Source organism: Gaoshiqia sp. US2, from assembly GCF_059705485.1.
Genome location: NZ_AP048550.1, coordinates 320,022 through 343,464 on the forward strand (window position 1 = coordinate 320,022; position 23,443 = coordinate 343,464).

At 44.7% G+C, this 23,443-nt stretch carries 20 protein-coding genes and 1 tRNA gene; 11 read left to right on the forward strand and 10 right to left on the reverse strand.

Annotated elements, in window-relative coordinates; all coding sequences use genetic code 11:
• Positions 1–32: 32 nt before the first annotated feature.
• The 4 genes from AC6H3C_RS01255 to AC6H3C_RS01270 form a co-directional block, all read right to left on the reverse strand.
• A complete protein-coding gene (locus tag AC6H3C_RS01255; RefSeq protein WP_497518733.1) occupies positions 33–617 on the reverse strand; it encodes an RNA polymerase sigma factor in 585 nt (194 codons plus the stop codon).
• 172 nt (positions 618–789) lie between these two features.
• Positions 790–2,262 (reverse strand): hypothetical protein, encoded by a 1,473-nt coding sequence (locus AC6H3C_RS01260; protein WP_497518735.1) that lies wholly within the window; start codon positions 2,260–2,262, stop codon positions 790–792.
• A gap of 177 nt (positions 2,263–2,439) precedes the next feature.
• Positions 2,440–3,588 (reverse strand): phage integrase SAM-like domain-containing protein, encoded by a 1,149-nt coding sequence (locus AC6H3C_RS01265; RefSeq protein ID WP_497518736.1) that lies wholly within the window; start codon positions 3,586–3,588, stop codon positions 2,440–2,442.
• A 315-nt stretch (positions 3,589–3,903) separates the two neighbouring features.
• Positions 3,904–3,978, reverse strand: a tRNA-Val gene (locus tag AC6H3C_RS01270).
• A 154-nt stretch (positions 3,979–4,132) separates the two neighbouring features.
• On the opposite strand from AC6H3C_RS01270, the gene AC6H3C_RS01275 reads away from it, so the two are divergent.
• The 6 genes from AC6H3C_RS01275 (at position 4,133) to AC6H3C_RS01300 (ending at position 13,207) form a co-directional block, all read left to right on the forward strand.
• On the forward strand, positions 4,133–6,694 hold the full coding sequence (locus tag AC6H3C_RS01275) for a LamG-like jellyroll fold domain-containing protein (RefSeq protein ID WP_497518737.1): 2,562 nt from the start codon (positions 4,133–4,135) through the stop codon (positions 6,692–6,694).
• A 248-nt stretch (positions 6,695–6,942) separates the two neighbouring features.
• Positions 6,943–8,466 carry an SUMF1/EgtB/PvdO family nonheme iron enzyme gene (locus tag AC6H3C_RS01280; RefSeq protein ID WP_497518738.1) on the forward strand — a complete coding sequence of 508 codons (1,524 nt, stop codon included), beginning with the start codon at positions 6,943–6,945 and terminating at the stop codon, positions 8,464–8,466.
• A gap of 18 nt (positions 8,467–8,484) precedes the next feature.
• Positions 8,485–9,834: a Gfo/Idh/MocA family oxidoreductase gene (locus AC6H3C_RS01285; protein WP_497518739.1), complete on the forward strand. Its 1,350-nt coding sequence runs from the start codon at positions 8,485–8,487 to the stop codon at positions 9,832–9,834.
• 98 nt (positions 9,835–9,932) lie between these two features.
• Positions 9,933–10,865, forward strand: coding sequence for a glycosyltransferase family 2 protein (locus tag AC6H3C_RS01290; protein WP_497518740.1), 933 nt, complete (start codon positions 9,933–9,935; stop codon positions 10,863–10,865).
• A complete protein-coding gene (locus tag AC6H3C_RS01295; protein ID WP_497518742.1) occupies positions 10,865–12,946 on the forward strand; it encodes a tetratricopeptide repeat protein in 2,082 nt (693 codons plus the stop codon). Before AC6H3C_RS01290 ends, AC6H3C_RS01295 begins: the two co-directional genes overlap by 1 nt.
• A 12-nt stretch (positions 12,947–12,958) precedes the next feature.
• Positions 12,959–13,207 (forward strand): LPXTG cell wall anchor domain-containing protein, encoded by a 249-nt coding sequence (locus tag AC6H3C_RS01300; RefSeq protein ID WP_497518743.1) that lies wholly within the window; start codon positions 12,959–12,961, stop codon positions 13,205–13,207.
• 74 nt (positions 13,208–13,281) lie between these two features.
• On the opposite strand, the gene AC6H3C_RS01305 is transcribed toward AC6H3C_RS01300, so the two are convergent.
• The 4 genes from AC6H3C_RS01305 to AC6H3C_RS01320 are packed head-to-tail and all read right to left on the reverse strand — an operon-like array spanning position 13,282 to position 16,546.
• Complete coding sequence (locus AC6H3C_RS01305; protein WP_497518745.1) at positions 13,282–13,506, reverse strand: hypothetical protein; 225 nt, start codon at positions 13,504–13,506, stop codon at positions 13,282–13,284.
• Between the two features lie 36 nt (positions 13,507–13,542).
• Positions 13,543–14,751, reverse strand: a complete 1,209-nt coding sequence (locus tag AC6H3C_RS01310) for an ISAzo13 family transposase (protein WP_497515874.1) — start codon at positions 14,749–14,751, stop codon at positions 13,543–13,545.
• Between the two features lie 27 nt (positions 14,752–14,778).
• The gene (locus tag AC6H3C_RS01315) at positions 14,779–15,855 is read right to left on the reverse strand and encodes an NCS2 family permease (RefSeq protein ID WP_497518746.1); all 1,077 of its coding nucleotides are present in this window, start codon (positions 15,853–15,855) and stop codon (positions 14,779–14,781) included.
• Positions 15,856–15,865: 10 nt separating this feature from the next.
• Complete coding sequence (locus AC6H3C_RS01320) at positions 15,866–16,546, reverse strand: DUF5020 family protein (protein ID WP_497518748.1); 681 nt, start codon at positions 16,544–16,546, stop codon at positions 15,866–15,868.
• Between the two features lie 285 nt (positions 16,547–16,831).
• Here AC6H3C_RS01320 and AC6H3C_RS01325 point away from each other — a divergent pair, with 285 nt between their 5' ends.
• From AC6H3C_RS01325 to AC6H3C_RS01340, 4 genes are all read left to right on the forward strand, one after another.
• Positions 16,832–17,725, forward strand: a complete 894-nt coding sequence (locus AC6H3C_RS01325; RefSeq protein WP_497518750.1) for an aldo/keto reductase — start codon at positions 16,832–16,834, stop codon at positions 17,723–17,725.
• A 27-nt stretch (positions 17,726–17,752) separates the two neighbouring features.
• Positions 17,753–19,399 carry an AMP-binding protein gene (locus AC6H3C_RS01330; protein WP_497518751.1) on the forward strand — a complete coding sequence of 549 codons (1,647 nt, stop codon included), beginning with the start codon at positions 17,753–17,755 and terminating at the stop codon, positions 19,397–19,399.
• A 49-nt stretch (positions 19,400–19,448) separates the two neighbouring features.
• Positions 19,449–19,982 carry a ribosome maturation factor RimM gene (gene rimM / locus AC6H3C_RS01335; RefSeq protein ID WP_497518752.1) on the forward strand — a complete coding sequence of 178 codons (534 nt, stop codon included), beginning with the start codon at positions 19,449–19,451 and terminating at the stop codon, positions 19,980–19,982.
• 107 nt (positions 19,983–20,089) lie between these two features.
• Positions 20,090–20,797 (forward strand): head GIN domain-containing protein, encoded by a 708-nt coding sequence (locus AC6H3C_RS01340; protein WP_497518753.1) that lies wholly within the window; start codon positions 20,090–20,092, stop codon positions 20,795–20,797.
• Positions 20,798–21,091: 294 nt separating this feature from the next.
• On the opposite strand, the gene AC6H3C_RS01345 is transcribed toward AC6H3C_RS01340, so the two are convergent.
• Together AC6H3C_RS01345 and AC6H3C_RS01350 are read right to left on the reverse strand one after the other, a co-directional pair.
• Positions 21,092–21,655, reverse strand: a complete 564-nt coding sequence (locus AC6H3C_RS01345) for an L-threonylcarbamoyladenylate synthase (RefSeq protein ID WP_497518754.1) — start codon at positions 21,653–21,655, stop codon at positions 21,092–21,094.
• Positions 21,648–22,775, reverse strand: coding sequence for a glycosyltransferase family 4 protein (locus AC6H3C_RS01350; protein ID WP_497518755.1), 1,128 nt, complete (start codon positions 22,773–22,775; stop codon positions 21,648–21,650). Before AC6H3C_RS01350 ends, AC6H3C_RS01345 begins: the two co-directional genes overlap by 8 nt.
• A 244-nt stretch (positions 22,776–23,019) precedes the next feature.
• Between AC6H3C_RS01350 and AC6H3C_RS01355 the strand changes: the two genes are divergently transcribed.
• Positions 23,020–23,442, forward strand: coding sequence for a hypothetical protein (locus AC6H3C_RS01355; protein ID WP_497518756.1), 423 nt, complete (start codon positions 23,020–23,022; stop codon positions 23,440–23,442).
• Position 23,443 lies beyond the last annotated feature (1 nt).

Below are 23,443 nucleotides of genomic sequence, written 5' to 3' on the forward strand. Positions count from 1 at the left end.
CTTTAACTTTTTTTAAAAAATCAGATTTGGCTTTATTTGACAAACAGGAAATAGAACAGAATAGTTCCCGGATTATTCTTTTTTTTCAGTTCTTCCCGGATGAATTTAATAGCCTCAGAAAGTTGATTTTTAACCGTTTTAGGAGAAATGTTTAATTTGTCCGCAATTTCTGAAATTGAAAGTTCATCTTTGCGGCCGTATATAAATATTTCCCTACGTCTTTCAGGAAGTTTATCAATTATTTGATCCAATAAAGACATCAGTTCATCATAAATAATTCTTTCGGCTTCATCATCTTGTTGAAGTAAAAACTCTTCGGCAAATATCTGTTTGTATTTTTCTTCCCTGCTTTTTTTCAGGAAATGTTTTCTGACTAAGTTGAAGGTAATCGTAAAAATGTAGGACTTGAAAGACTCTTCCGCTTTAATTTCTTTTCGTTTTTCCCATATTTTTAAAAAAGCATCCTGAACAATTTCTTCGGCAATCGGATGAGATCCAATATAACCCTTGGCAAAATGATATAGCCGGGAAGAATACCTGTGAAACAGTTCCTCGTATGCTAAAAGATCGTCTTCTCTTAACCGTAAAACAAGTCTGGAATCTGTTCTTTGTTGCATTTTCCCAATCAGTTTTGAATGATAAACAAATTAGCCAAAAATAGTAATAATTTGTTTGAGTTCTTATAGTTGAGGAAACAAGGCAGGCAGGTCAACTCACTTCCATAAGCCTGCCTTTGTTTTTATAACATATTAATAATCAAAATAATATCCTAATTTTAACAGATTTTTTTCAATGATGAATTTTAAAAACACTTTGGCCGCGAAATGACCTGCCTGTGATGATATTTTTAATATAGTTTCCCCATGCCAGATCGGGATAATCCCAAAGATCATTGATGTATAAAAGAAAATCATTTTCAACTTTATTGAAGCGGCATGCCTGAGTGCCATTGCTATAGACCGTTAAGGCTTCATCCGGCCCGATTTTTAGCAAATATGAATAAATGTTTTCCTTCAGCGACCTGGCTATATTCGTTAACGGAAGTACAGTATCCAAGCCAAAATAGTAAAATCCCTTTGAGTCAAAAACCCAGTTGTGTTCAGGATATATTCTGTACTCCATAGTGGGGCGGTAACCCAAATCAACTTCACCAGTAGGAGCGCCCAAATCATTATCAGGATAAGAGGTAAAATAAGCATCTCTGTCCCATGTTAATTTTTCAAAGGAATTCTTCACAATAAATTTGATTCCAAGTTCGTGAACCTTATTACCTTCTGGTAAGCCATCAATATCATAACCAATATTAAAAACCCCGTTTTCATCTACTTGAATAACAAAATTAACCCTGATATTTTCATACATGCCTTTTGTATAAATTTTAGCAATACCATTATCCAATTCGTATTTAAATCCGGTGCATTTCCAGCTTTTCGCGTACTCGTTAATTTCCCGTGTATCCCATACAGACATGTTAAGATATGGCCCTGATTTTATTAGAATTTGATTATCCAGTTTAACATCTTCCATCAGTCCGCTTTTCTTGTTTACCAACATGGTAAATTTCCTGCCTTGAATTTGCAACAGATCATCCGAATCATCAATTCCTAAATTTCCTGTTTGACATTCAGGAAGTGTCATTTCCCTTTTTCCTAATTGAATATTATACTCATCAATGAGTGACGTATCGTTTTGAAAGAAACGGATATTCAACTTTTCCCCGTTTTTCCAGGACATGGCAGGCACAACCAGTTCCCCTTTTTGATGAGGCTCCAGGTTAAAACCGTCAATCCCGCCTGTTTTTTCCTGATATTTCCACAAAATTTTCAGTTCATTGAAATTGGTATGGTCAAAGCGGTTATGGACCGGAAGCTTTAACGGCTGATCCGGTTGAAAATCGTCAAGCTGCTTCACCAGAATTTTGGTCGGGGAATAGGCCTTCTTTGTTCCCCAAAACTCCGGTTTTTTGCGGCGCCAGGTATCAACAATCCCCCACTCGCCATAGCCCACACAATGTCCCTGGAAAGGCGGCGGCGATATTTTTTTATCGAACTTTCCCCACCACTCATTGAAACCTGAAAGCGTGTCGGGCATCATAAACGTTTCGTCGATCATTCCCCAAATGGCGCCGCCCAATCCGCCGTCGGCCTCAAACACATTCGTCCACATGCTATCGAGGCTTTGTCCCCAGAAGTTGCGTACATTGGGGTCAGTTCTTAACGTGTTCGCATTGTAGCAAGGCACATGAAGGATAAAAGCTCTCAAAAAAAAGTTTAAAAGCCCTCACATCTCCTTCCCCGATACTTTCAATTAAAGTTAAGTCAGGTTTCATCAAGTTAGATTAAAACAGCTTCGAACTTATAAAAATAATTTGATTATCTTTACAACAGAGTTATTTGAAAGTATCAAAAATGAAGTGTAATAAGGCACTTTATCTCCTACTTATCTGTTGCCCTTTTTATTTTTGAACTCGACTAATTGACTGATAACAGGTTGATTAAAAGAATGATTTACGAATGTTGCGAAAGTGTGCCGAGCCAAATGAAAGGTTAGATTCTTGGAAATAGTGCATAAATCAGCAACTTCTTTTAGATAGCTATTCAACTTCTGGTTTGAGATCACTGGAAAGATAGTTCCGTTGAATTTCGAACGCGGATGGTTGATGTAGCGGTCGATGATTAATCGGGCTTTGGGAAGGATCGGAATTCGTAATGGATTTCCGGTTTTTTGCCTACTGGAAATAATCCAGTAGTTTTCATCTATTCCGAGATGAATCTCTTCAGGTACAAGTTGCATGACATCGATGTAAGCCAATCCGGTGTAGCAACTAAAAACAAACAAGTCCTTAGTAAATTCCAGTCTTTCAAGTTTAAATTTTGTCTCCTCAATCTTCTGAAGTTCATCAGGTTCAAGGTAACCCATTTCTACCTTTTTGAACTTGATTTGATAATTCCTGAAAGGGTCGATTTTTAGCCAATCAAGTTTTTGTGCTAACCCAATCACTTTTCTGAACCGCTCAATGTGTTTCATCACCCCATTGTTTTGCATGGGTTTTTGGTGATCCACCGGTTTTCTGTTCCGGAGGAAATACTCAAAATCCGTAATGAATTTGTAATTAATCGCCCTCAGGTAGACATCTGTTGTTTTGAACTGCGCTTCAAGAAATTCCTTCACATATTTTTCCGTCGTGGTATAATGTTGCAAGGTATTGTCCGAAAGATTTCCTTGTGCAACCTTTTTATGGTAATCGAAAGCATCAAGAATGGATTTACCTTGTTCCACAATACCTAAGAAATGATTCTTTACCATTACAACAGTCGGAAGGTTTCCTTCGACCATCAATTCCCGGTAAATATTGTTAAGCCTTGTTCGCACCTGATCTAAAAACTGATTCAGTTCTTTTATTTCCAACTTTCTCCCTTTTCCCATCTCGGCTACCGGGTTCCAATCTATTGACGAAATATTCTGCTTTAAGGAGACTTCTGAGACCACCCCATTGATTGTGATTCGGGCAAAAAGGGTGAAGTTCTTTACCTTCTCCCTGTTCTTCCTACCCACAAACTGGATTCCAAATGTTTGTTTTTCTTTCATATCAAAAACGTTAAATCCGATGACCTTTTTAATTTCAACTCATTTGATATGATTTGCCCTATCCAGGCAGAAGAGCAATCGAATCAAAATGAGTCAATTTTATTCAATAAAAATTGATAGTTTCAAATTCATAAATAAATGAATTACAAACTATTACAGAGGTCTCCGTGAGCAAACATAATACAAAAAATCTACTCACGGAATAGCTCACGAATTACTTGATATGAATTGGATTATTTTGATATAAGATAAAAATATAAAATCCATTAAATCAACGATTTAATGGATTTTGATTCGATTTGGATTGCCCAAAAGTGGGCTGTACTGGATTCGAACCAGTGACCCCTACCCTGTCAAGGTAATGCTCTAAACCAACTGAGCTAACAACCCTTTTGTGCTGACAAAAATACAAATTTTTCGATTCTAAAATCAGTCGGAATCAAATTTCATGAACCGGTATGGATAATAGGTTGTTAAACCGCTTGACACTCATCGTTCCAAACCGTGCTTTTTTTATCTTTGTTGGACAAATTTCTGAAGTATCATGTTAAAAAGGCTTTTCGTTTATTCGTTGGCATGGTTAATTTGGCTGCCGTATATGGCTCAGCAAGCCAATGCTGCCGAGGATGTCGTGTTCAGACATTACGACGAAAGCATTTTTGTCATTTCAAATTTTTCAGGAACGGATGCCACCCTGTTGGAATCCAGATCAGTCAGTCAGCTCCTTGATCAGAATATCGGGGGATTTCGGTTTTACCTGGATTGGGGGCGCCAGGAAAGTCAATTGATGCTCCGCGACTCGCGCGGAAACGCTATGCCTTTTATCGATCAGCTTCAGCTGATTAAAGAGTTTCTCGACAACAAACCGGATAAGGTGCTTACGCTCTTTCTCGATTTCAATGTGAATGTGAATGAGTTAACTGCTCTGATCGAAGAATCGGGGATTTATTTATACCTGTGCGAATACAATGCCCGAAACGGCTGGCCAACACTCAAAGAAATGGTTGAAACGGGGAAACGGCTGGTCATTTTTGGCATGCAGGAGCACCGAAACAGTCCGGACTGGCTGCATTATGTCTGGGATTATGCTGTTGAACCCTATAACTCGGTTTTGGAAGCGCCGGTTTTTATTGGCGAATTTCTGAAAGGTGACCCGCGGAATACGCTTTTGATTTACAATGATTACAATATCCTCCGGAAATCGGATAAACAGGATCCCGCTTATTACAACATCACGCATAATCCTTACCTGATTGAGCACATTAAAAGCGTTTGGACAAACACCGGGAAAACGCCCAACTTTATTTTTCTCGACCGTTACGAGAACTGGATTATCCAGGTGTTGTATCAGTTGCGTAGTTTTAAAACGATTAAAGGTACGGTCACCTTTAATGCTCAGCTTCTGAATTATGTGAGTTGGGAAGGAACGAACAGCCAGACCAGCGGGAAATATTCTTTCCCGATGGGTCCGGGTGAAACCCTGACCTTGACGCCCCGGAGCCCGGGTTACCGGTTTAAACCGGAGTCGGTCACCTTTGAAGAACCTGATCAAAACAAAAATCAGCACTTTGTGGGAATGCCTCTCGAAATTACAGATAATCTGGAGGCTTTTTACACCTTCGAAAATGGTGTCCGCGATTTCAGCATCAATAATTTCAATGGCAAAGCTGTCGGGGTTGAATACCGGAAAGACTCCGTCCGGGAGATGGTGGCCTGGTTCAACGGTAAAAGTCATGTTGTTTTACCAAAGGCTGACGAGCTGAAATTACGTGACCATGATTTTACCGTTTCGGCCTGGATTAAAATTGACGAATACAAAAAGGACAAACGGGATTATTGTATTCTGGGTACGCCCGGCGGCTCATACCAGCAGAGTATTCACCTGGTTATTCGCAATCAGAAGCCGTATTTTGGCTTCTATTCAAACGATCTGCAGGGAAATACCCGTATTGAGGCCGGTAAATGGTATCACCTGGTTTGGCGCTATAGTAAGTTGAGCGGCGAACAGGCGATTTATGTCGACGGAAAACTCGACAGCCGTTCCGTTGGGCATCCTTCGTATAAGGGACGCGACAACATTTACATGGGACTTGCCGGTTACGACCCGGTTTCGAATATGATCGGTTCGCTGGATGATTTAACCATCTGGTCGCGAACGCTCGGCGAAGAAGAAATCTGGCGGTTAAGTAAAGACCTGGTTGAGTTGTCGCCGAAAAAGAACATCTTCATTCGGTTCCCTTTGCTTTCGAGACTCGGTATTATTCTGATCTCTCTGGCAGCGCTTTTTATGATTTACTGGAAATTGCCCTTCCGAAATTACCGGAAACGATATCTCAATGCCGAAAAACTACAGGAACTGGAAGAATCGGAACCGGATTATCCAAAACGAAATTTTATCCAGTTGTTTGGCGATTTTAAAGTGGTCGACCGCAACGGCGAAGATATTACCAACCAGTTTACGCCTAAAATCAAACAACTTTTTTTGTTGATCCTGGTGTATTCGCAACACCACCGAAACGGAATTTCCACAAAAAATTTGTCGGACATTCTCTGGCCCGACCTGAGTTATCAAAATGCGAAAAACAGCAGGGGAGTCACGATTCGTAAGCTGAGGCTGATTTTACAAGCGCTGGATGAGGTGGAGGTGCTTTTTAATATCGACTGCTGGACTATTCGCTTCTCCGGGAATGTGTATTGCGACTACGTGGAGTGCCTGAAACTTCTGCATGAGAAACAGGATCAGCATCCTGATTTTTACCTGAGCTTTTATAAGATTATACGCGCCGGAGAAGTCTTTAAGGGAGAATCGCACGATTGGCTGGACGACTACAAAGGTAATATCGGGAACAGCATCGTCGATGTGCTTATGAAATTTATCAACAAACTGGAGCTTGAGCGCGATCACGAACTCATCCTGAAATTGGCTGACCGGATTCTGGTAACCGACCCGGTCAATGATCAGGCCTTGTCATTTAAACTGAAAGCGCTCGTTCTGCAAAATAACATGAATACGGCCCGTTTCACTTACGAAAAGTTTGCCGCACTGTATGAAGAACTCTATCATGAGCGTTTGGCGCTTACTTTTGACGATCTGCTGAAATCATAAACACTCGGCAAGTGGGTTAATTGGATTAGCTGTCCAGAAAAAAATCACAGTTGAAGTTGAAATTTTTATCATATTTTAAGGTGTTGCTATTCAATGCTTTGAATTATTATATTTTTAATTGTCCGCTGAAATTAACCCACCAGGTAACCCAATGGTAAGCTCTGCCTAAACGCCGTTTAAAAGCTGACTAACTGGTCTGTGTTAGATTTGGAGAACTAATTTGCCAGTAAAACTATATTGAACGGGAGATGAAATTCAAACTTAAAAATCCTTTTAAAGGAGGCAAGGCGTATCTTTGGTTTATCCTGCTTGGGGTACTGGCCTGTATTTTTGTTCTTACTTTAAGCAATAAACTCATTCATTATACCGGCACCGACGAATATTGCATGTCGTGCCATGTGCATCCGCATGCAGAGCAAAGCTGGAAACTATCGACCCATTATAATAACCGTTCGGGTGTTGTTGTGCATTGTGTTGAATGTCATTTGCCGCCCAAAGGAGAAGGTCATTTGCTGGCAAAAGCCAAACATGGGTTTAAGGATGTTTACGGCATGTTATTTAAAGACAGCGCCGATTTCAACTGGGAAGAAAAAAGGAAGCTTGAGCATGCCCGGAAGTTTGTGTATCAGGAATCCTGCCTGAAGTGTCATCAAAACCTGTTCCCGGCCACCTTATCGCCCGAGGGTGACGATGCCCACCTGTATTACCTGACCAGTAAAGAAGAGTTAAGCTGCCTCAATTGTCACCTGCATGTTGGTCATTTCGACCCGGATGCCAAGCATGAGCATAACCTCAATTTTGGTCTGACGAACCAGGTGACCGAAATATATGACGAAGCTACGGCGGTAAGCAAATTTGAAGATTTTACCGAGAAAGTTCCCGGTACAGGAGTTGCTTTCAAAATGGTAGCCATTCCCGGCGGAACTTTTGAGATGGGAAGCCCGAAAGATGAACCTTTCCGAAAAGATGACGAAGGGCCGGTCTGTAAGGTGAAAGTTTCCCGCTTTTTCATGGCCGAAACCGAGGTCAGCTGGGATGAATACCTCGCCTTTTTCATGGCTACTTCGTCTCAGGGACGGAAGGAATCGGTTGAAACAAACGAAGAAGTAGATGGCATTACCGGGCCTACGCCGCCCTGGGGAGCGCCCGACCAGGGATGGGGTAAAGGCAACAGGCCTGCTATTACGATGAGCTGGCACGCCGCCAATGTGTATTGTAAATGGTTGTCGCAGGTAACCGGGAAAAAATACCGCTTGCCCACCGAGGCCGAATGGGAGTATGCTGCCCGCGGCGGAACAAACACACCCTACCCGTTTGAGGGAAGCCCCAAAGATTACAGTTCCAGGGGAGTGTTCCGAAAATTGTTTGGCCCCGATACCACTGTCATCAACTCCTATGTGGTTTATGACCTCAACAGCGGAGGAAAATCGAATGAACCGGGGGCCGTGCGGGCGAATCCCTTTGGATTGAAAAATATGCCGGGCAATGTGGCCGAATTCTGTCTGGATTTTTATGCTCCCGACACGTACAGTACGTATAAAGATGAACCGGTCGAAAATCCCCGGGGACCCCAAAGCGGGCGGGAACGTGTGGTTCGCGGCGGATCGTTTAAAAGTGATGCCGGTGACCTTCGAAGCGCTGCACGCGATTATACCCGGACCAAGGCCTGGCTGACGACCGACCCGCAGATGCCAAAATCCATTTGGTGGTACTCTGATAAAGTTGACATCGGATTCCGTGTCGTTTGTGAAGCAGATGAATCAATAGAATAATAAAAGGAGATAATAAAAATGACTGAGCAATCAAAAAATATGAACCGCCGGAATTTTCTGGGCGCCACGGCATTGGCCGGAATCGGTGTGTTGGGCGCCGGAGCGGTTTTATCGTCATGTAAATCAACCAAATCCAATCGTGAATTGGGCTTGCCGCCCATCCTTTCGGCTGCTCCTGCCGGGAAAAAACTCCGTGCCGGTCTGGTTGGCGCCGGAAACCGCGGAACAGGCGCTGCCATCAACTTTATCAGCGCCGGACCCGATTTGGAGGTTGTGGCCCTGGCCGATGTTTTTCAGGATAAAATTGATGCTTGCCGGGAACGTTTCCAAAGCTACAAAAGGCCAATTCCCGAAGAAAATTGTTTCGTAGGTTTTGATTCCTACATGCAATTGATGGCCCTGAAGGAAGTTGATGTGGTGATTCTGGCTACTCCGCCGCAATTCAGGCCCGAGCATTTTAAAGAAGCTGTTTTGCAAAAGAAACATGTTTTCATGGAGAAACCGATGGCAGTTGACCCGGTCGGTATTCGCTCCATTATTGCCACCGCCAAGAAAGCTGAAGCAATCGGCTTGAACGTAGTTACCGGAACACAACGGCGGCACCAGGAAGATTATATTGAAACCTACAAACAGGTTGCCAGCGGTGCGATTGGAAAAATTACCTCGGCAAAAGCATTCTGGAACCAAAACCACGTGTGGTTCCGCACCCGCGAAGAAGACTGGGATGATATGACTTATATGCTCCGTAACTGGAATAACTTCTGCTGGTTGTGCGGCGACCACATCCTGGATACCCATGTGCACAACATCGATGTGATCAACTGGTTCCTGGGCAAATACCCTGAAAGCGCAATTGGATATGGAGGCCGGGCCCGCCGGATCACAGGAGATCAGTACGACTTTTTCAGTATTGATTTTGAGTACGGAAACGGCATCAGTTCGCACAGTATGTGCCGGCAAATTGACAACTGCGCCAACGGAACAGGCGAATTAATCATCGGAACCGAAGGTTATACCAATTGTCAGAATACCATCTGGAACCTGGATGGTTCGGTAAAATGGAAGTTTGCCTATCCGAAAGACGAAGAAGGGCAGGAGATGGATAAAGTGAAAATTCCTCCCTATGTGCAGGAGCATATGCACCTGGTTCATGCCATCCGGACGGGCGAATATGTAAACGAAGCCGAACAAACAGCTTTTTCAACCCTGGCTGCGATTATGGGGAGAACGGCTGCCTACACGGGTAAGAAAATTACCTGGGACGAAATATTCAAATCAGATATGGACCTGGGTCCGAAAGAAATAAAATTGGGTCCGGTGGATATGGAATTTCCTATTCCCGTTCCCGGAACGGCTCATAAAGCATAACCTGAACCAACTAAACCTTTGATTTGAGCTTTTTGTGAGCAATAGGATGGGGAAGCCGAAAGGCTTCCCCATCCTAAACAAACTAAAAAACGGATGTCATGAAGATCTCGCTGGTAATACCAATCTATAATGAAGAAGGCCTGATTGATGAGCTGATCAGCAGGTCGGTGAAATCTCTGAGTGAATTTACCGACAGTTTCGAAATTGTAGTTGTCGACGATGGCAGCACCGATGGCAGCCTGTCCAAATTAATCGGTCATCAGCAAGCCGACCGGCACATTAAGGTGGTGTCGCTGTCGCGAAACTTCGGACACCAACCGGCTTTTACCGCCGGCCTGGAATATGCAAAGGGCGATTATGTGGCCATGATGGACGGTGATTTGCAGGATCCGCCGGAGCTGTTGTTCCAGATGTACCGGAAACTGAGCGAAGGTCAGTTTGATATTGTCAGCGGGAAACGGGTGGCCCGGAAAGGAAACCGGACGAAAAATCTGGTGACTTCCCTGTTCCATGTGCTCTTTAAAAAAATGACCAGAATGGACGATCTTGAAAATGCCGGTAATTTTTCCATGATGAACCGGCAGGCGCTCACGGCCTTGCTTTCGCTGGACGAACGGGTCAGGTATTTACCCGGCTTGAGAACCTTTATCGGTTTCCGGCAGGGTTTTGTAGAGTATGTACGTGAAGACCGCTTGCAGGGCGAGCCTAAGATGAATATGCGAAAGTTGCTTGTTCTGGCGGCCGATGCCATCTTTTCTTTTTCACGCCTTCCGATCCGCATCTGTTTGGTGCTTGGCCTGGTGGGAACCATTGTTTTTATGCTGGCCGGCCTTTATGTGCTGATTTCGAAAATTCTGGGCTATGCCATTTTAGGCTGGTCGTCAACCGTGTTGAGTATTTATTTTTTAGGTTCAATCCAGTTGATTTTTTTAGGCGTGGTTGGCGAGTATGTTTACCGGATTTACAAAGAGTCGCAAAAGCGGCCGCTCTATTTCATTAAAAAGATTTACGACAACGAAGAAGAGGCCTGATGAGTGAACATCGTCTGAAAATAGTATTTTTTATTCTCGCATTCGGACTGCTGGCAGCTTTACTGCTCATCAGCCGCGATGCCGGTATTTCGGGCGATGAGGAGGTTCATCATGAACATGCCGAAAAAGTATACCAATATTATGCGTCGATGGGCAAGGTGCAGGATGCGCTCAGTACGCCCAAAACGCATTTACAATATTACGGGCAAACACCCGACAACCTGGCCGTGATTTTGATTCACTGGTTCGGTATTCAGGATGTTTTCGGGTTCAGGCACCTGTTCAGTAGTTTTCTGGGCTGGCTGGCCATTTTTGTTACCGCCTTGTTTGCCCGTTGGCTCAAAGGATATGGTGCGGCCATTTTAACGCTGGCCCTTTTTGCCGTTTCGCCCCGTTTTCTGGGCCATTTACAAAATAATTTAAAAGATATTCCTTTTGCCCTGGCTTATATTGCCGGAGTATTTTATATACTGAAATTAACCTATACCAAGTTTAAGTCACAACCAACGATCACGATTTCACTTTTAATTGCAAGTATTGCTTTTTCCGTCGGTATCAGGGCAGGAGGAATTTTATTGGCTTTTTATCTGCTTTTTGCAGGCTTTCTATACTTTTTGGTGGAGTATATTCAAACGAAGAAGCTTGACTGGCTCCATGCTTTTCGAACTGTTATTTTTTTACTGATCATTTCGTCTGCGGGTTATTTAATTGGCATTTTGCTTTGGCCTTACGCCCTGCAGAACCCGATTGTGAACCCCTGGTTATCGTACCAAAAGATGACTCATTTCCCGACAACCATCCAGCAAATATTCGACGGGAACTTCATCTGGTCAGATTATCATCCCTGGTACTATTTGCCTAAGTATATGCTGATTACCATCCCGGTGATTGTGTTTGCAGGCGTTGTTTTGTTTCTGGTTTTTTCGGGAAGGATTATTGAAAAAAAGCACCGGCTGAGCTATGGGTTCATTGTTTTTTCCATTCTTTTTCCGCCGGTTTTTGTCATTCTTAAAAATGCCAACCTGTATGGCGCATGGCGGCATTTCATTTTTATTTATCCGGCGATTATCCTGTTGTCGGCGATTGGTTTTCACGAGCTCTTTCAACGTTATAAGAAAGCGGTTCTCCGGGGAATATTCGTATTTGCTTTTATCTTCCTTTCTATTCACCCGCTGAGGTTTATGGCCAACGCACATCCGTATTATTATTTGTACTACAACCAGTTTACCGGCGGATTAAATGGAGCTTACGGAAAATATGAAACCGATTATTATTATCACACCATGCGGAGCGGGGCCGAATGGTTACAGGCCTATCTGAAAGAAAAAAACCAGCGCGGAAAGCTCATCGTGGGCAGCAATTTTCCGGTGAAATGGTACTTCAGAAATGAACCCAATGTGGGGTTTCAGCATTTCTCCTATCACCAGCGAAACGATTTTAACTGGGATTATGCCATTATCGGGAACAGTTACATTCATCCCGAACAATTACGGAACGAGAATTTCCCGCCCGAGGGGACGATTCACCAGGTTCTGGTGGACGGGGTTCCGGTTTGTGCTGTTGTTGAACGGAAATCAAAGTCTCCGGTAAAGGCGGCAAAAGCGTTTGAAAATGAAGCTTATGAGGAGGCCGTTGGTTATTACCTGAAAGCGCTGGAGCGCTATCAAAAAGATGAACACCTTTATTATAAACTGGGAAAAAGTTTAAATTTGCTGGGAAATAACCGGGAAGCACTTGATGCAGTTAATCAATCGCTGGCCATTAATGCAAACTATGAACCGTCGCTGAAGCTTTCGGCTCAGCTGAAAATGGCGACCGGCGATTACCTGGCGGCAAAAGCAGATTTGAAAAAACTGATCATAACCAATAAAAAATATTTCAGCGCCTATGTCGATCTGGCAAAAATCTATCAGCAGGATGGGAAGCTGGCAGAAGCGCGGGAAACGCTGAAAGCGTGTTTGCGGGTCAATTCGCGGTATAAGCCGGCTATTTTGGCGCTGGCCGATACTTACCGGGAATCTCACCCCGAAATTGCAGGTAAATATGATGAATTGGCAAATTCAATCAATAGGTTTAATTAAAATAACATACGCATGAAAAAGTTAATGATTATTTTGGCCATGACGGGATTTCTGGCCTTTGGAAATGTAGATACTGCTGTTGCCCAGCAGGAAGATTTGTTTGAAATGGAAGATACCCTGTCGATTGATGACATGGATCCGGTATTTTACGAGGCTGAACAAGGGGCTGAAAATAGTAAATCTACCGTTATTATTGTCATTGTGGTCGTTGCTGTTGCAGGAGGCGCTGCCTACTATGTAATTAAAAAGAAGAAAAAATAAAGACGACCGTTTTTTCTGAAAACGAAAAAAGCTCCCCGAACTGAGGGAGCTTTTTTTTTATGGTTTTTCAGGCGTTAATGAATAAAAAACTTGAGGACAAACAAGAACGCCAGCACGTACATGATGATGGAAACTTGTTTGAACTTACCTGTCAATACTTTTAACAAAACATACGATAACATCCCGAATACGATCCCTTCGGCAATACTGTAGGCCAGCGGCATCATGATGATGGTCAGGAATGCCGGGATTGATTCGGTAAAATCTTCCAGGTCTACTTTCAGGATTGGCGATAACATAAACAAGCCCACTAAGGGCTTGATACAAAATAAACTTTACATATTTGGTACAATGGAATAATTCCATTCTCCATGAAAATCGTTTTTTGTGATATTTATCTTTCTCAAATCCTCATCTATTATTTTAATTCCTTTTTCATAGACCGTGTCATCGATTTTTGCTTTTATCAACAAGCCTTTTGTTGTTGTCGTAGCTGCAATCAGGCTTACTATTACCTGTAGGCTTGTCAGTGGTTTTGCCCGCCAGTTCATGGAGATATATGAAAACATCCTGTGTTCAATTTTATTCCATTTGCTTGTCCCTGGCGGAAAATGGCTTACAATTATTTCCATGTCCAACTCATTTGAAAGTGACTGTATTTCTGATTTCCAAAGACGGCTTCTCGCACTGTTGCTCCCGCCACCATCTGCTGTTATGAACAGGCGTTTTGATTTTCCGTACAAACCCGCCCCCATTTCATACCACCAGTTCCGTATGGATGAAACGGCAAACTTAGCTGTGTCGTAATTAACCCCAACGCTTACCCAGCCTTGGTTTTGCTCTATATCATACACCCCGTAAGGTATGGCTTTCCCTAGTTCCTTGTCGACAAAATCGTAAACCTTTACTTCGGGGGATCCGCCTTTTGGGTGCCATTCTTGTCCTGAATTCTTATAATTCCCCACTAATTCCTTCTTTTTGCAATCTACCGAAATAACCGGGTCCCCTAAAGCAATAAATTCTGTCGCCACTTTGTTGATATGTTCAAACTGTGCATCCCTATCTTCGTGTTCCCCGCCTTCGTCAACCTTCTTATTACCCTGCAAGCTAAACCCTTCGGAACTCAATATACGGTTAACTACGTTATAGCTAACATTATACCCTTTCCTTTTTAACTCCACCGCTATCTTTCTCGTACTCTTGCTTGTCCATAAAAGTGTATTCATCGGGTCTCCAACAGTATGGGGGCCTACCAATTCGCGGACAGCTTCTGTTAATCCAATTTCTTTGTCTGTCAGCTTTTTTCTGCCACCACCAGTCTTTCGGTTGCTTTTTAAATCAATCTTGTTTACATCTGCCGACCGCAATTCTTTAATCCCTGACGTTAGCGTCACCCTGGAAAACCCAGTAAGTTTAGCAGTTTTACTTATACCCCCACGCCCATGCCCGATCGATTCTGATGCCAAATACAGACGCTTGCTTTTTTCATCTAAATGGGGCAATAGCAAATCATATTTTTCCTGTAAAAGTTTATCGCTTTGCATACATTTTGTTTTTTTCAAATGTACATATTATTTCGTATCAAATCCTAAAACCAATGCCGGCGCGGTTGCTGCGCCCGGAATCATCGTGAACAAGGGAGCAAAGAACAAGGCGATCAGGAATAATCCGGCCGTGGTTAATGAGGTTAGTCCGGTACGGCCGCCTTCGGCAACGCCGGCTGCACTTTCAACATAAGTGGTTACCGTGCTGGTTCCCAGTACAGCCCCGCAGGTTGTCCCGATGGCATCGGCAAACAGCGCTTGTTTGACCCGGGGTACCCGGCCTTCAGAGTCGAGCATGTTGGCTTTTGATGACACGCCAACCAGTGTTCCAACCGTGTCGAACATATCAACAAACAGGAAGGTGAACAGGACGATCAGCATATCGATGCTCAATACCTGGGAAAAATCAAATTGCCAGAAAATAGGAGCAACTGATGGCGGTACATCCACCAAATGGCCTTCGGGAAGATGGGTCACCCCAAACGGGATCCCAACCACGGTGGCGGCAAAAATGCCGATCAGCAAAGCGCCCTTTATTTTCAGCGCCAGCAGGATACCGATCAGGACAATGCCAAAGAAAGCCACTAAAACAGGGGCGGAACCCATGTCGCCCAGGCCAACCAAAACGGCATCGTTGTTGACAATAATTCCGGCATTTTGTAAACCAATGAAGGCAATGAACAAACCAATACCCGCCGAAACGGCGTGTTTCATTGATAAGGGGATGGCATTGACAATCAGTTCGCGAATATTAAAGGCCGTTAAGATGACAAAAATAATCCCTTCGAGGAAAACGGCAGTCAGCGCAAATTGCCAGCTGTAACCCATTCCCAAAACAACGGTAAATGCGAAAAACGCATTCAACCCCATCCCCGGGGCGAGGGCAAAGGGCAAACGGGCAACCAGGGCCATCACCAGGGTGGCTACGATCGACGAAAGGGCTGTTGCCGTGAAAATGGCCTGTTTGTCCATTCCGGTTGCACTCAGGATACCGGGATTAACGGCCAGAATATAGGCCATGGTCATAAAGGTGGTGATACCCGCCAATACTTCGGTTTTTACCGTCGTTTTGTTTTCTTCGAGTTTAAAAAATTTGTGGATCATGGGGTATCAATTAAAAAGTGTATTTCACAGCCAGGGTCGGGTTCACCTGGAAACCATCCTTCGCAAAATTATTGCTGATCTCAATCTCGGTACCGGCAGCAAAATTAGGACAGAAATTATACCACAGTTGAGGTTCGGTCAGGAAACGGTAATCAGTTCCCCAGAACATTTTTTCTTTCCAGAAATCGGCAAAACCGGTAAACGCAAGTTTTCCTTCCAGCATTTTAACCGTCCAGACTGCGGTAAGCTGGAATGAAGCATCTTCTTTATCTTCAATATATTTATAGTTTCCCTGCAGGGTAAGGATCTTTGAAAAATCAGCAGAAGCCCAGGTGTGCTCGATACCGGCCAGCCAGCAGTTTTCAATCGGAATATAAGTGCTTCCTCCAACTGACATGGTACCGCCGTTGAATTCTGCACGCGGCATAATCGCCTGTGTTTCTTTCCACTTAAATGCGCGGGCAATTTCCCAGTAAGCCAACGAAATACCATTGTCAACATTCCGCTCGTCGCTGCCGTAATCCATATCAATAAAAAAGAAGGTTGAACCGTACTTGTCGGGCCGGAACATTTCAACCGTTGTCGTAACCAGTTTGCGATTCTCGCCGAAATCGTAATGGAGTTGCACATTCTGAGCATATGCTCCCAGGGTGAAAACAGAAACAATAAGGATCAGTAGAATCTTCTTCATTGTCTTTTAATTTAAGAGTTTAGTAAATTTTTGTAACCAAAAATAACAAAAAACTGATTTCGGTTTTAGCCAGGTTTTTTTTTACAACGGGACAAAGGAAGGGGAGGAGTAAAAATTACAATCAGGATAAAACCATCTGAATGTTTTGATTGTTTTTCTGATATGGTTAATTGATTGATTATTATTATATTTCGAAAGGGTTAATTTGACCTGTTCAGATACCCGGCGACCAATGCCCGTAAAAAAATAGTTATAAACCGTTATTAACAATTAAACTGGTTTCACATGAAGAATATCACGCGCAGGGAGTTTATGAGGACGGGAGCGGCTGGTGTGGCCGCCGTCTCAGCCGGTTTTGCTTTTTCCGGTTTTTCGTATGCCGCACCTTCGGTAATCGACCAGGTAAGCCTTGGGAAGACCGGATTGAACGTTTCGCGCCTGGCGCTGGGAACCGGAACGAGTGGCCATGCCCGTCAATCGGATTTTACCCGGATGGGCTTTGATTCTTTTATCCGGATTGCCCGTACGGCGCACGAACGTGGCGTTACCTTTGTCGATACGGCCGACTCGTACGGAACCCACGACTTTGTTTCGCGTTTCTTAAAAGAAGTTCCACGCGAAAAATGCCAGATCATGACCAAGATCTGGACAACAGAGACCAGCTGGAACAAGCTAACTCCGGTGCCGCAAACACTCGACCGCTTCCGCAAGGAACTGAACACGGATTATCTCGACCTGGTCCTGCTACATTGCATGACCAGCGGCGACTGGATAGAAACGAAGGCCGGCATGCGCGACGAATTGAGTGAAGCGAAGCAGAAAGGCATTGTAAAAACCCTGGGTGTTTCGTGCCATAATTTTGATGCTATGAAAGTAGCCGTTGAAGACCCTTGGGTCGATGTCATCCTGGCCCGCATCAATCCCGGACAAGTAGCGATGGATGGAACCCCGGAACAAATTATGGCTTTGTTAAAAACAGCTGTTGATCATGGGAAAGGGGTAATTGGTATGAAAATTTTTGGCGCTGGAGGGTGGACAAGTTCGGATCAACGACAAAAATCGATTAAATTTGCCATCGAAAGCGGAAACGTTCATGCCATGACGCTTGGAATGACTTCAAATGAGCATGTTACAGATGCTGTTGACCGGATCATGGCTGTCGTAAACGAGGGCAAATAACCATCGCTAAACTGAAAAACTGATTTTATGAATGCGCACACCACGGCTTCCGGGCTAATTGATTTGTACCAAAAAACATTTGCCAGGCACGAAGAACTGCCTGTTTTCTCTGATTATGAAGGAAAAACGTACACTTACGGCGAGGTTGCCAAACTGATCAAACAAATCCATCATTTTTTTGAAAAAAGCGGCATCCAAAAAGGAGATAAAGTAGCGTTGTTTGGCCGAAACTCGGCTGACTGGGGAGTTACCTTCCTGGCTGTGATTTCGTATGGAGCCGTTGCTGTTCCCGTTCTTCCCGATTTCAATCCGCTGGACGTCCATCACATCATTCGTCATTCCGAGTCGAAGCTGTTATTCGCCATTGACTCGTTGTTCGAAAAACTGGACATGACGGAAATGCCGGGTCTGAAGGGTGTCGTCAGTTTAAGCAGTTTGAGCGTGTTGGCGGGTAAATCGCCCGATTTAGTCCGGGCCTGGGAACGCAGCGCTGAGTTTACACAACAGCTTTTTGCTGAAGAATTTCAGTTGGATGAACTTGCAGATGATGCGGTATGTGTAATTTCCTATACGTCGGGCACTTCGGGTTTTACCAAAGGGGTGATGCTAACGGCTAAAAGCCTGTACTCCAATATTATTTTTGCACGCGAACACATGCCGCTGCAGATGGGGCATCAGATTGTATCTTTTTTGCCCATGGCGCATGTGTTTGGCTTGCTGTTCGAATTTCTGTTTCCGGTAACGCTGGGTTGCCACATTACCTTTTTAACCAAAGTGCCGACTCCGCAAGTCATTGTGAAAGCCTTCCGGGAAGTGAAGCCCCACCTGATCCTGTCGGTTCCGCTGGTGATCGAGAAAATTTATAAAAAACAAATCCTACCGGCTATTGACAAGCCGCTGATGAAATTCCTGATGAAAGTACCCGGAATTTCAACGATCATCCATAAAAAAGTCAGGGAGAAACTGGTCGAAACCTTTGGCGGACGCTTTTACGAAATAGTGATCGGCGGAGCTCCGTTGAACCGCGAGGTGGAACTGTTCTTCCGTAAAATCAGGTTCCCTTTTACCATTGGCTACGGAATGACCGAATGCGGTCCGCTGATTTCGTACGATGCCTGGGATACTACCCAACCTTTCTCTGCCGGAAAGCTGGTCGACCGCATGCAGGTGCGAATCGATTCGGCCGACCCTTACCGCGAAGTCGGAGAAATCCTGGTGAAAGGAGATAACGTCATGTCGGGCTATTATAAAAATGACGAAGCCACCTCGCAGGCAATCGATGCTGAAGGCTGGCTGCATACCGGCGATCTTGGCATGATCGACCGCCATAACTACATCTTCATTCGCGGACGCTGTAAAAACATGTTGCTGGGGCCTTCGGGCCAGAATATTTACCCCGAAGAAATTGAAGCCAGGTTATCAAACCAGCCATATGTGCTCGAATGCGTGGTTGTTAGCCGCGACAGCAAACTGGTGGCGCTGGTTTATCCCGATAAAGAATTGATGGCGGCGCAACATGTTTCGGATGACCAACTGCCGCAGATCATGGAAGAAAACCGGCAGACAACAAACCGCGAGCTGCCCAAATACAGCCAGATCACCCGCCTTGAACTGGTTGATCAGGAATTTGAAAAGACGCCGAAACGAAACATAAAACGGTATTTATATGCCTGATAAGTGAAAAGCGGTCGTAATTTCTGCTGCTTTTTTTAATTTTGCTCTCATGGAAACCATACCAAAAGACGACTGCCTGAAGATTGGCTATTTGCAAAAAACTCACGGAGTCAGAGGAGAACTCGTGCTGATGCTGGACCCAGGGTTCGCGGATAGTTTGGAAGAGGAACCAACCTTATTTCTCGAAATCGACGGGCTGCTGGTTCCCTTTTTCCTGAAAACGGATGGCGTTCGCTTCCGTTCAAACGAATCGGCCTTGCTTCAGTTTGACTGGGTTGACGATGAAAATCAGGCCCGCCGCTTAGTCGGCTTGCCGGTTTTTATCAGGAAAGAAGACTGGCTGAAGGACGACGAAGAAGCGCTGTTACATCAACTGGTGGGTTATAAATTCTTCGACAGCAAGCTGGGTTTCATCGGATTGATCGAACAGGTTGACGATTATTCAGGAAATCTGATTTTTCAGATCGATTACAAGGGCCGGGAGGTTTTAGTTCCCTTCAGCGAAGATTTTTTAATTCGTTTTGATGAAGAGAATCGGGAGATTGAGCTTGAATGCCCGGACGGGATCTTTGATCTGAATTGATCAGCCGGTAGATTGAAGCAACATTCCGGCAAAAAAACAGTCTTTAATCACATTGAGTTGGAATAATGCCCTCAGAAAACTATAATTAATTAAATGAAGTGAGAATCATGAAGACAAAATTGAAAACAACCCTCATCTTAATTGCACTGATCGTTTGCGTTTCGCTTGTTCAGGCAGGCGAAGAAACCCGCGAAGTTCCGGCTTTCTCCGAGATTTCATTCCGTATTCCGGGAAAACTCCACCTGGAACAGGGGAGTACCCAATCCATCGAAATTGTCGCCAAAGAGTCAACACTCGAACAGATCATTACCGAAGTGAAGGGACGCGAGTTAATCATTCGTTTCCCCAACAAAAACTTGTTCTGGAAAGATTTTGATCCGGGTAAAATCGAAATTTATATCACGGTTCCTGAAATTGGAGCGCTTACGGTTTCGGGGTCGGGACAAATTTATAACGACGGCGAAATTAATACCCGTATTCTGAACATGTCGGTTAGCGGGAGCGGCGATATTTTGCTCGATAACCTCAAAGCCGAACGGGTAAAAGTGGCCATTTCAGGTAGCGGACGGGTCGAATTGGCCGGAAACGGAAAGGCCGAAGATTTGAGTATTGCCGTATCCGGATCAGGCGGTTATAAGGGCTTTGACTTCGCTGCGGATGATGTTTCGGTTAAAGTTTCAGGTTCGGGAGGCGCCGATGTAAATGCCGAACGCGCGTTGAAAATTACGATTGCCGGATCGGGCAATGTTACCTATACCGGCCGGCCGCTAATCGACCAAACCGTGCTGGGCTCGGGGAGAGTGATTAAAAAATAAGCCGTGAGATATTAGACGAAGCTGCACGAACAGGATTTTGAGAAGGTCGGGGCTGTATCAAAAGTCCTAAATCTTTGAGAATCTGGTTCCCCCGAATTTATTTCGGGGTCTGTCATTCAACGGGTTGAGGTCCTGATCCGGCAACTGCCGGACAGGATGGCTCTATAAAAGACTTTTGATACGGCTTCTTCACCCAACAAGGCAACAGACCCTGAAACAAGTTCAGGGTGACTTGGGTCGGCCGATTCGCAAAAATCCTGTTCGTGCAGCTTCATTTTGCCTGTTCCGCTCGGGCTATTCCCTCAGAATCACGATCTCGCCGCCAACGCCAAGTTTAATAATGCTTGATGGTTTGGCCGGAAGGGTTTCCTCCTGCCGGTAGTTGACGACATAATCAACCGCAGCTTTTATTTCTTCGCTGATTTCGGCAAAAATGGCCGGCGATTTCTCTCCGCTGATGTTGGCCGATGTCGAAACAATTGGCTTTTTAAATCGCCGGATCAACTCCCGCGTAAATTCTTCCGAGGTGATCCGTATCCCGACGGTACCGTCTTCCGCAATCAGGTTTTTGGCCAGGTTTTTGGCCCCGGGGTAAATAATGGTCATGGGTTTGTCATTTACCTCAATCAGGCTGTAAGCGATTTCGGGCACTTCGTCGACATATCGCTCCAGCAGGTTGATGTTCTCCATTAAAACCAGCATGCTTTTCGAGTCGGCCCGTTTTTTTATTTCGTACACGCGTTTCACGGCAGCTTCGTTGGTTGCATCGCAGCCCAGTCCCCAAATGGTGTCTGTGGGGTAGAGAATGATTCCTCCTTTATATAAAACGTCCAGCGCGTTTTTCAGATCTTCATGCATGATGTAAGTGTAAATACAGGTTCATTAATGATTTGGCATATTTTTCAGGGCGGAAACGTTCGGCATTAATCCGGCCGTTCACGCTCAGTTCTTCTTTTAAGGAAGGGTTTTTCAAGATTTGTTTGATCCCTTCGGCGATTTCTTCCGGATCATTGGGATTAATGTAATACGCGGCATCGCCGCCGGCTTCGGGCATGCTGCTGATGTTCGACGTGATGACCGGGCAACCGCTTGCCTGCGCTTCGGCCACGGGCAGGCCAAAACCTTCGAAAACCGACGGGAAAACAGTTAGTTCGGCCATTTGGTACAGGTGGCTGAGTTCCTGGTCGGTTACCTGGTGCAGAAAAATCAGTTGTTTACCCAACGATTGGATCTGCGAACGGATGGCATTCAGGTACTTGGTTGGTTTGCCCGAAACCACCAGCGGCATGTCGATATTTCCGGTTTGCAAGGCTTCTAAGGTGGCTCCCAGGTTTTTCCGGGCTTCAATGGCGCCGGGGGCCAGGATAAATTTGTCGGGCAGGTTGTAGCGCCTCCTGGTCAGGTCAAGTTCTTCGGGCAGGTTTTTTTGAAAGAAAAGCGGATTGACCGACTGGTAAAGTACTTCAATTTTTTCTTCGCTAACATGAAGGTATTCAATGATGTCGCGTTTGGTTTGATGACTGACGGAGATAATCTGACCGGCAGTTTGGCAGGCATGTTTGTAGCGGCGGAACAAGGTGCGGCGGTCGGCAGCCCGGTAAAACCGAGGGAAGCGGATGAATATCAGATCGTGGATGGTCACCAGGCTTTTGATCCTGGTTTTTTCGAGTCCAACCGGAAGCTCGTGGCTTAGCCCGTGGTAAATATGCAGGCCCGACTTCACCGCGAGTTCAGTGATCTTGTAGGTTCTCCAAAGCGGTTTTACGCTGTTCCACCAGATATTTTCGGGGGAGATAACCGCGGTAGACGAAGGGGCGGCATACAAACCGGTATTTTTCTTCGGCGTAAATAAAAAGTACCCGTTTCCCGGGTAACAGCTGCATAAAGCGTTGATGGTATTGCGGCTGTAATTTCCGGGACCCGCCGTATTCAGAAAAGCCTTTTGGGCATCGAAACCGATATTTAAGGCGACAGTCATTGTCCAAAGTTACTAAATGCCGGGCGATGAATAATCGTTCCGTTACCAAAAAAGACAAACCGGGTTTTTAGCCGACGGAAATGTTGACTGCTGAACGGAATTTATCGGTTTTTAAAATTTTTATTGTTTGCCGGAAGTGATGAATACAATAATTAACCCTGGCTGACGGTTTAATTCAGTTGAAAGTATTTCCATGTACCAGACCGGTTTTTCCGGTCGGTAAAAACAGAAAAGAAAAACGATAATGAAAAAGAAAAACAAACTGACAGCATTTCTGATGCTGCTGACTTTGATCCTGGCGCTGCCCTTGATCTCTCCCGCGCAGGCAAAAAAGCAAGGAGGTCCGCCGCCCTGGGCGCCGGCACATGGTTACCGGGCCAAAACCCGGCACGTGTATTTCCCCGAGCATAACTTCTACTACGACGTACAAAAGGGGGTATATATTTACCTGAACGGGCGAAACTGGCAAGTAGGTGTCAACCTGCCCTTTGCTTTTGCAGATGTTAACCTGAGAAGGGCGGCTAAAGTAGAACTGGACCTTCAACTGGATACGCCCCAGCGTTACAACGCCGAACATATCACGAAGTATAAGGACAAGGGTAAAAGCGGCGGCTCGCCAACGAAAGGGAAGACAGGTCATCCCGGGAAGGGAAATAAAAAAGGGTAAA

Bases quoted from the DNA above. Each gene is read 5' to 3' on its own strand.
- AC6H3C_RS01315 (WP_497518746.1), bottom strand. From the start codon at position 15,855: ATGATCCACAAATTTTTTAAACTCGAAGAAAACAAAACGACGGTAAAA.
- AC6H3C_RS01355 (WP_497518756.1), top strand. From the start codon at position 23,020: ATGAAAAAGAAAAACAAACTGACAGCATTTCTGATGCTGCTGACTTTG.
- AC6H3C_RS01340 (WP_497518753.1), top strand. From the start codon at position 20,090: ATGAAGACAAAATTGAAAACAACCCTCATCTTAATTGCACTGATCGTT.
- AC6H3C_RS01280 (WP_497518738.1), top strand. From the start codon at position 6,943: ATGAAATTCAAACTTAAAAATCCTTTTAAAGGAGGCAAGGCGTATCTT.
- AC6H3C_RS01305 (WP_497518745.1), bottom strand. From the start codon at position 13,506: ATGTTATCGCCAATCCTGAAAGTAGACCTGGAAGATTTTACCGAATCA.
- AC6H3C_RS01325 (WP_497518750.1), top strand. From the start codon at position 16,832: ATGAAGAATATCACGCGCAGGGAGTTTATGAGGACGGGAGCGGCTGGT.
- AC6H3C_RS01265 (WP_497518736.1), bottom strand. From the start codon at position 3,588: ATGAAAGAAAAACAAACATTTGGAATCCAGTTTGTGGGTAGGAAGAAC.
- AC6H3C_RS01310 (WP_497515874.1), bottom strand. From the start codon at position 14,751: ATGCAAAGCGATAAACTTTTACAGGAAAAATATGATTTGCTATTGCCC.
- AC6H3C_RS01290 (WP_497518740.1), top strand. From the start codon at position 9,933: ATGAAGATCTCGCTGGTAATACCAATCTATAATGAAGAAGGCCTGATT.
- AC6H3C_RS01285 (WP_497518739.1), top strand. From the start codon at position 8,485: ATGACTGAGCAATCAAAAAATATGAACCGCCGGAATTTTCTGGGCGCC.
- rimM (WP_497518752.1), top strand. From the start codon at position 19,449: ATGGAAACCATACCAAAAGACGACTGCCTGAAGATTGGCTATTTGCAA.
- AC6H3C_RS01350 (WP_497518755.1), bottom strand. From the start codon at position 22,775: ATGACTGTCGCCTTAAATATCGGTTTCGATGCCCAAAAGGCTTTTCTG.
- AC6H3C_RS01330 (WP_497518751.1), top strand. From the start codon at position 17,753: ATGAATGCGCACACCACGGCTTCCGGGCTAATTGATTTGTACCAAAAA.
- AC6H3C_RS01255 (WP_497518733.1), bottom strand. From the start codon at position 617: ATGCAACAAAGAACAGATTCCAGACTTGTTTTACGGTTAAGAGAAGAC.
- AC6H3C_RS01295 (WP_497518742.1), top strand. From the start codon at position 10,865: ATGAGTGAACATCGTCTGAAAATAGTATTTTTTATTCTCGCATTCGGA.
- AC6H3C_RS01300 (WP_497518743.1), top strand. From the start codon at position 12,959: ATGAAAAAGTTAATGATTATTTTGGCCATGACGGGATTTCTGGCCTTT.
- AC6H3C_RS01320 (WP_497518748.1), bottom strand. From the start codon at position 16,546: ATGAAGAAGATTCTACTGATCCTTATTGTTTCTGTTTTCACCCTGGGA.
- AC6H3C_RS01275 (WP_497518737.1), top strand. From the start codon at position 4,133: ATGTTAAAAAGGCTTTTCGTTTATTCGTTGGCATGGTTAATTTGGCTG.
- AC6H3C_RS01345 (WP_497518754.1), bottom strand. From the start codon at position 21,655: ATGCATGAAGATCTGAAAAACGCGCTGGACGTTTTATATAAAGGAGGA.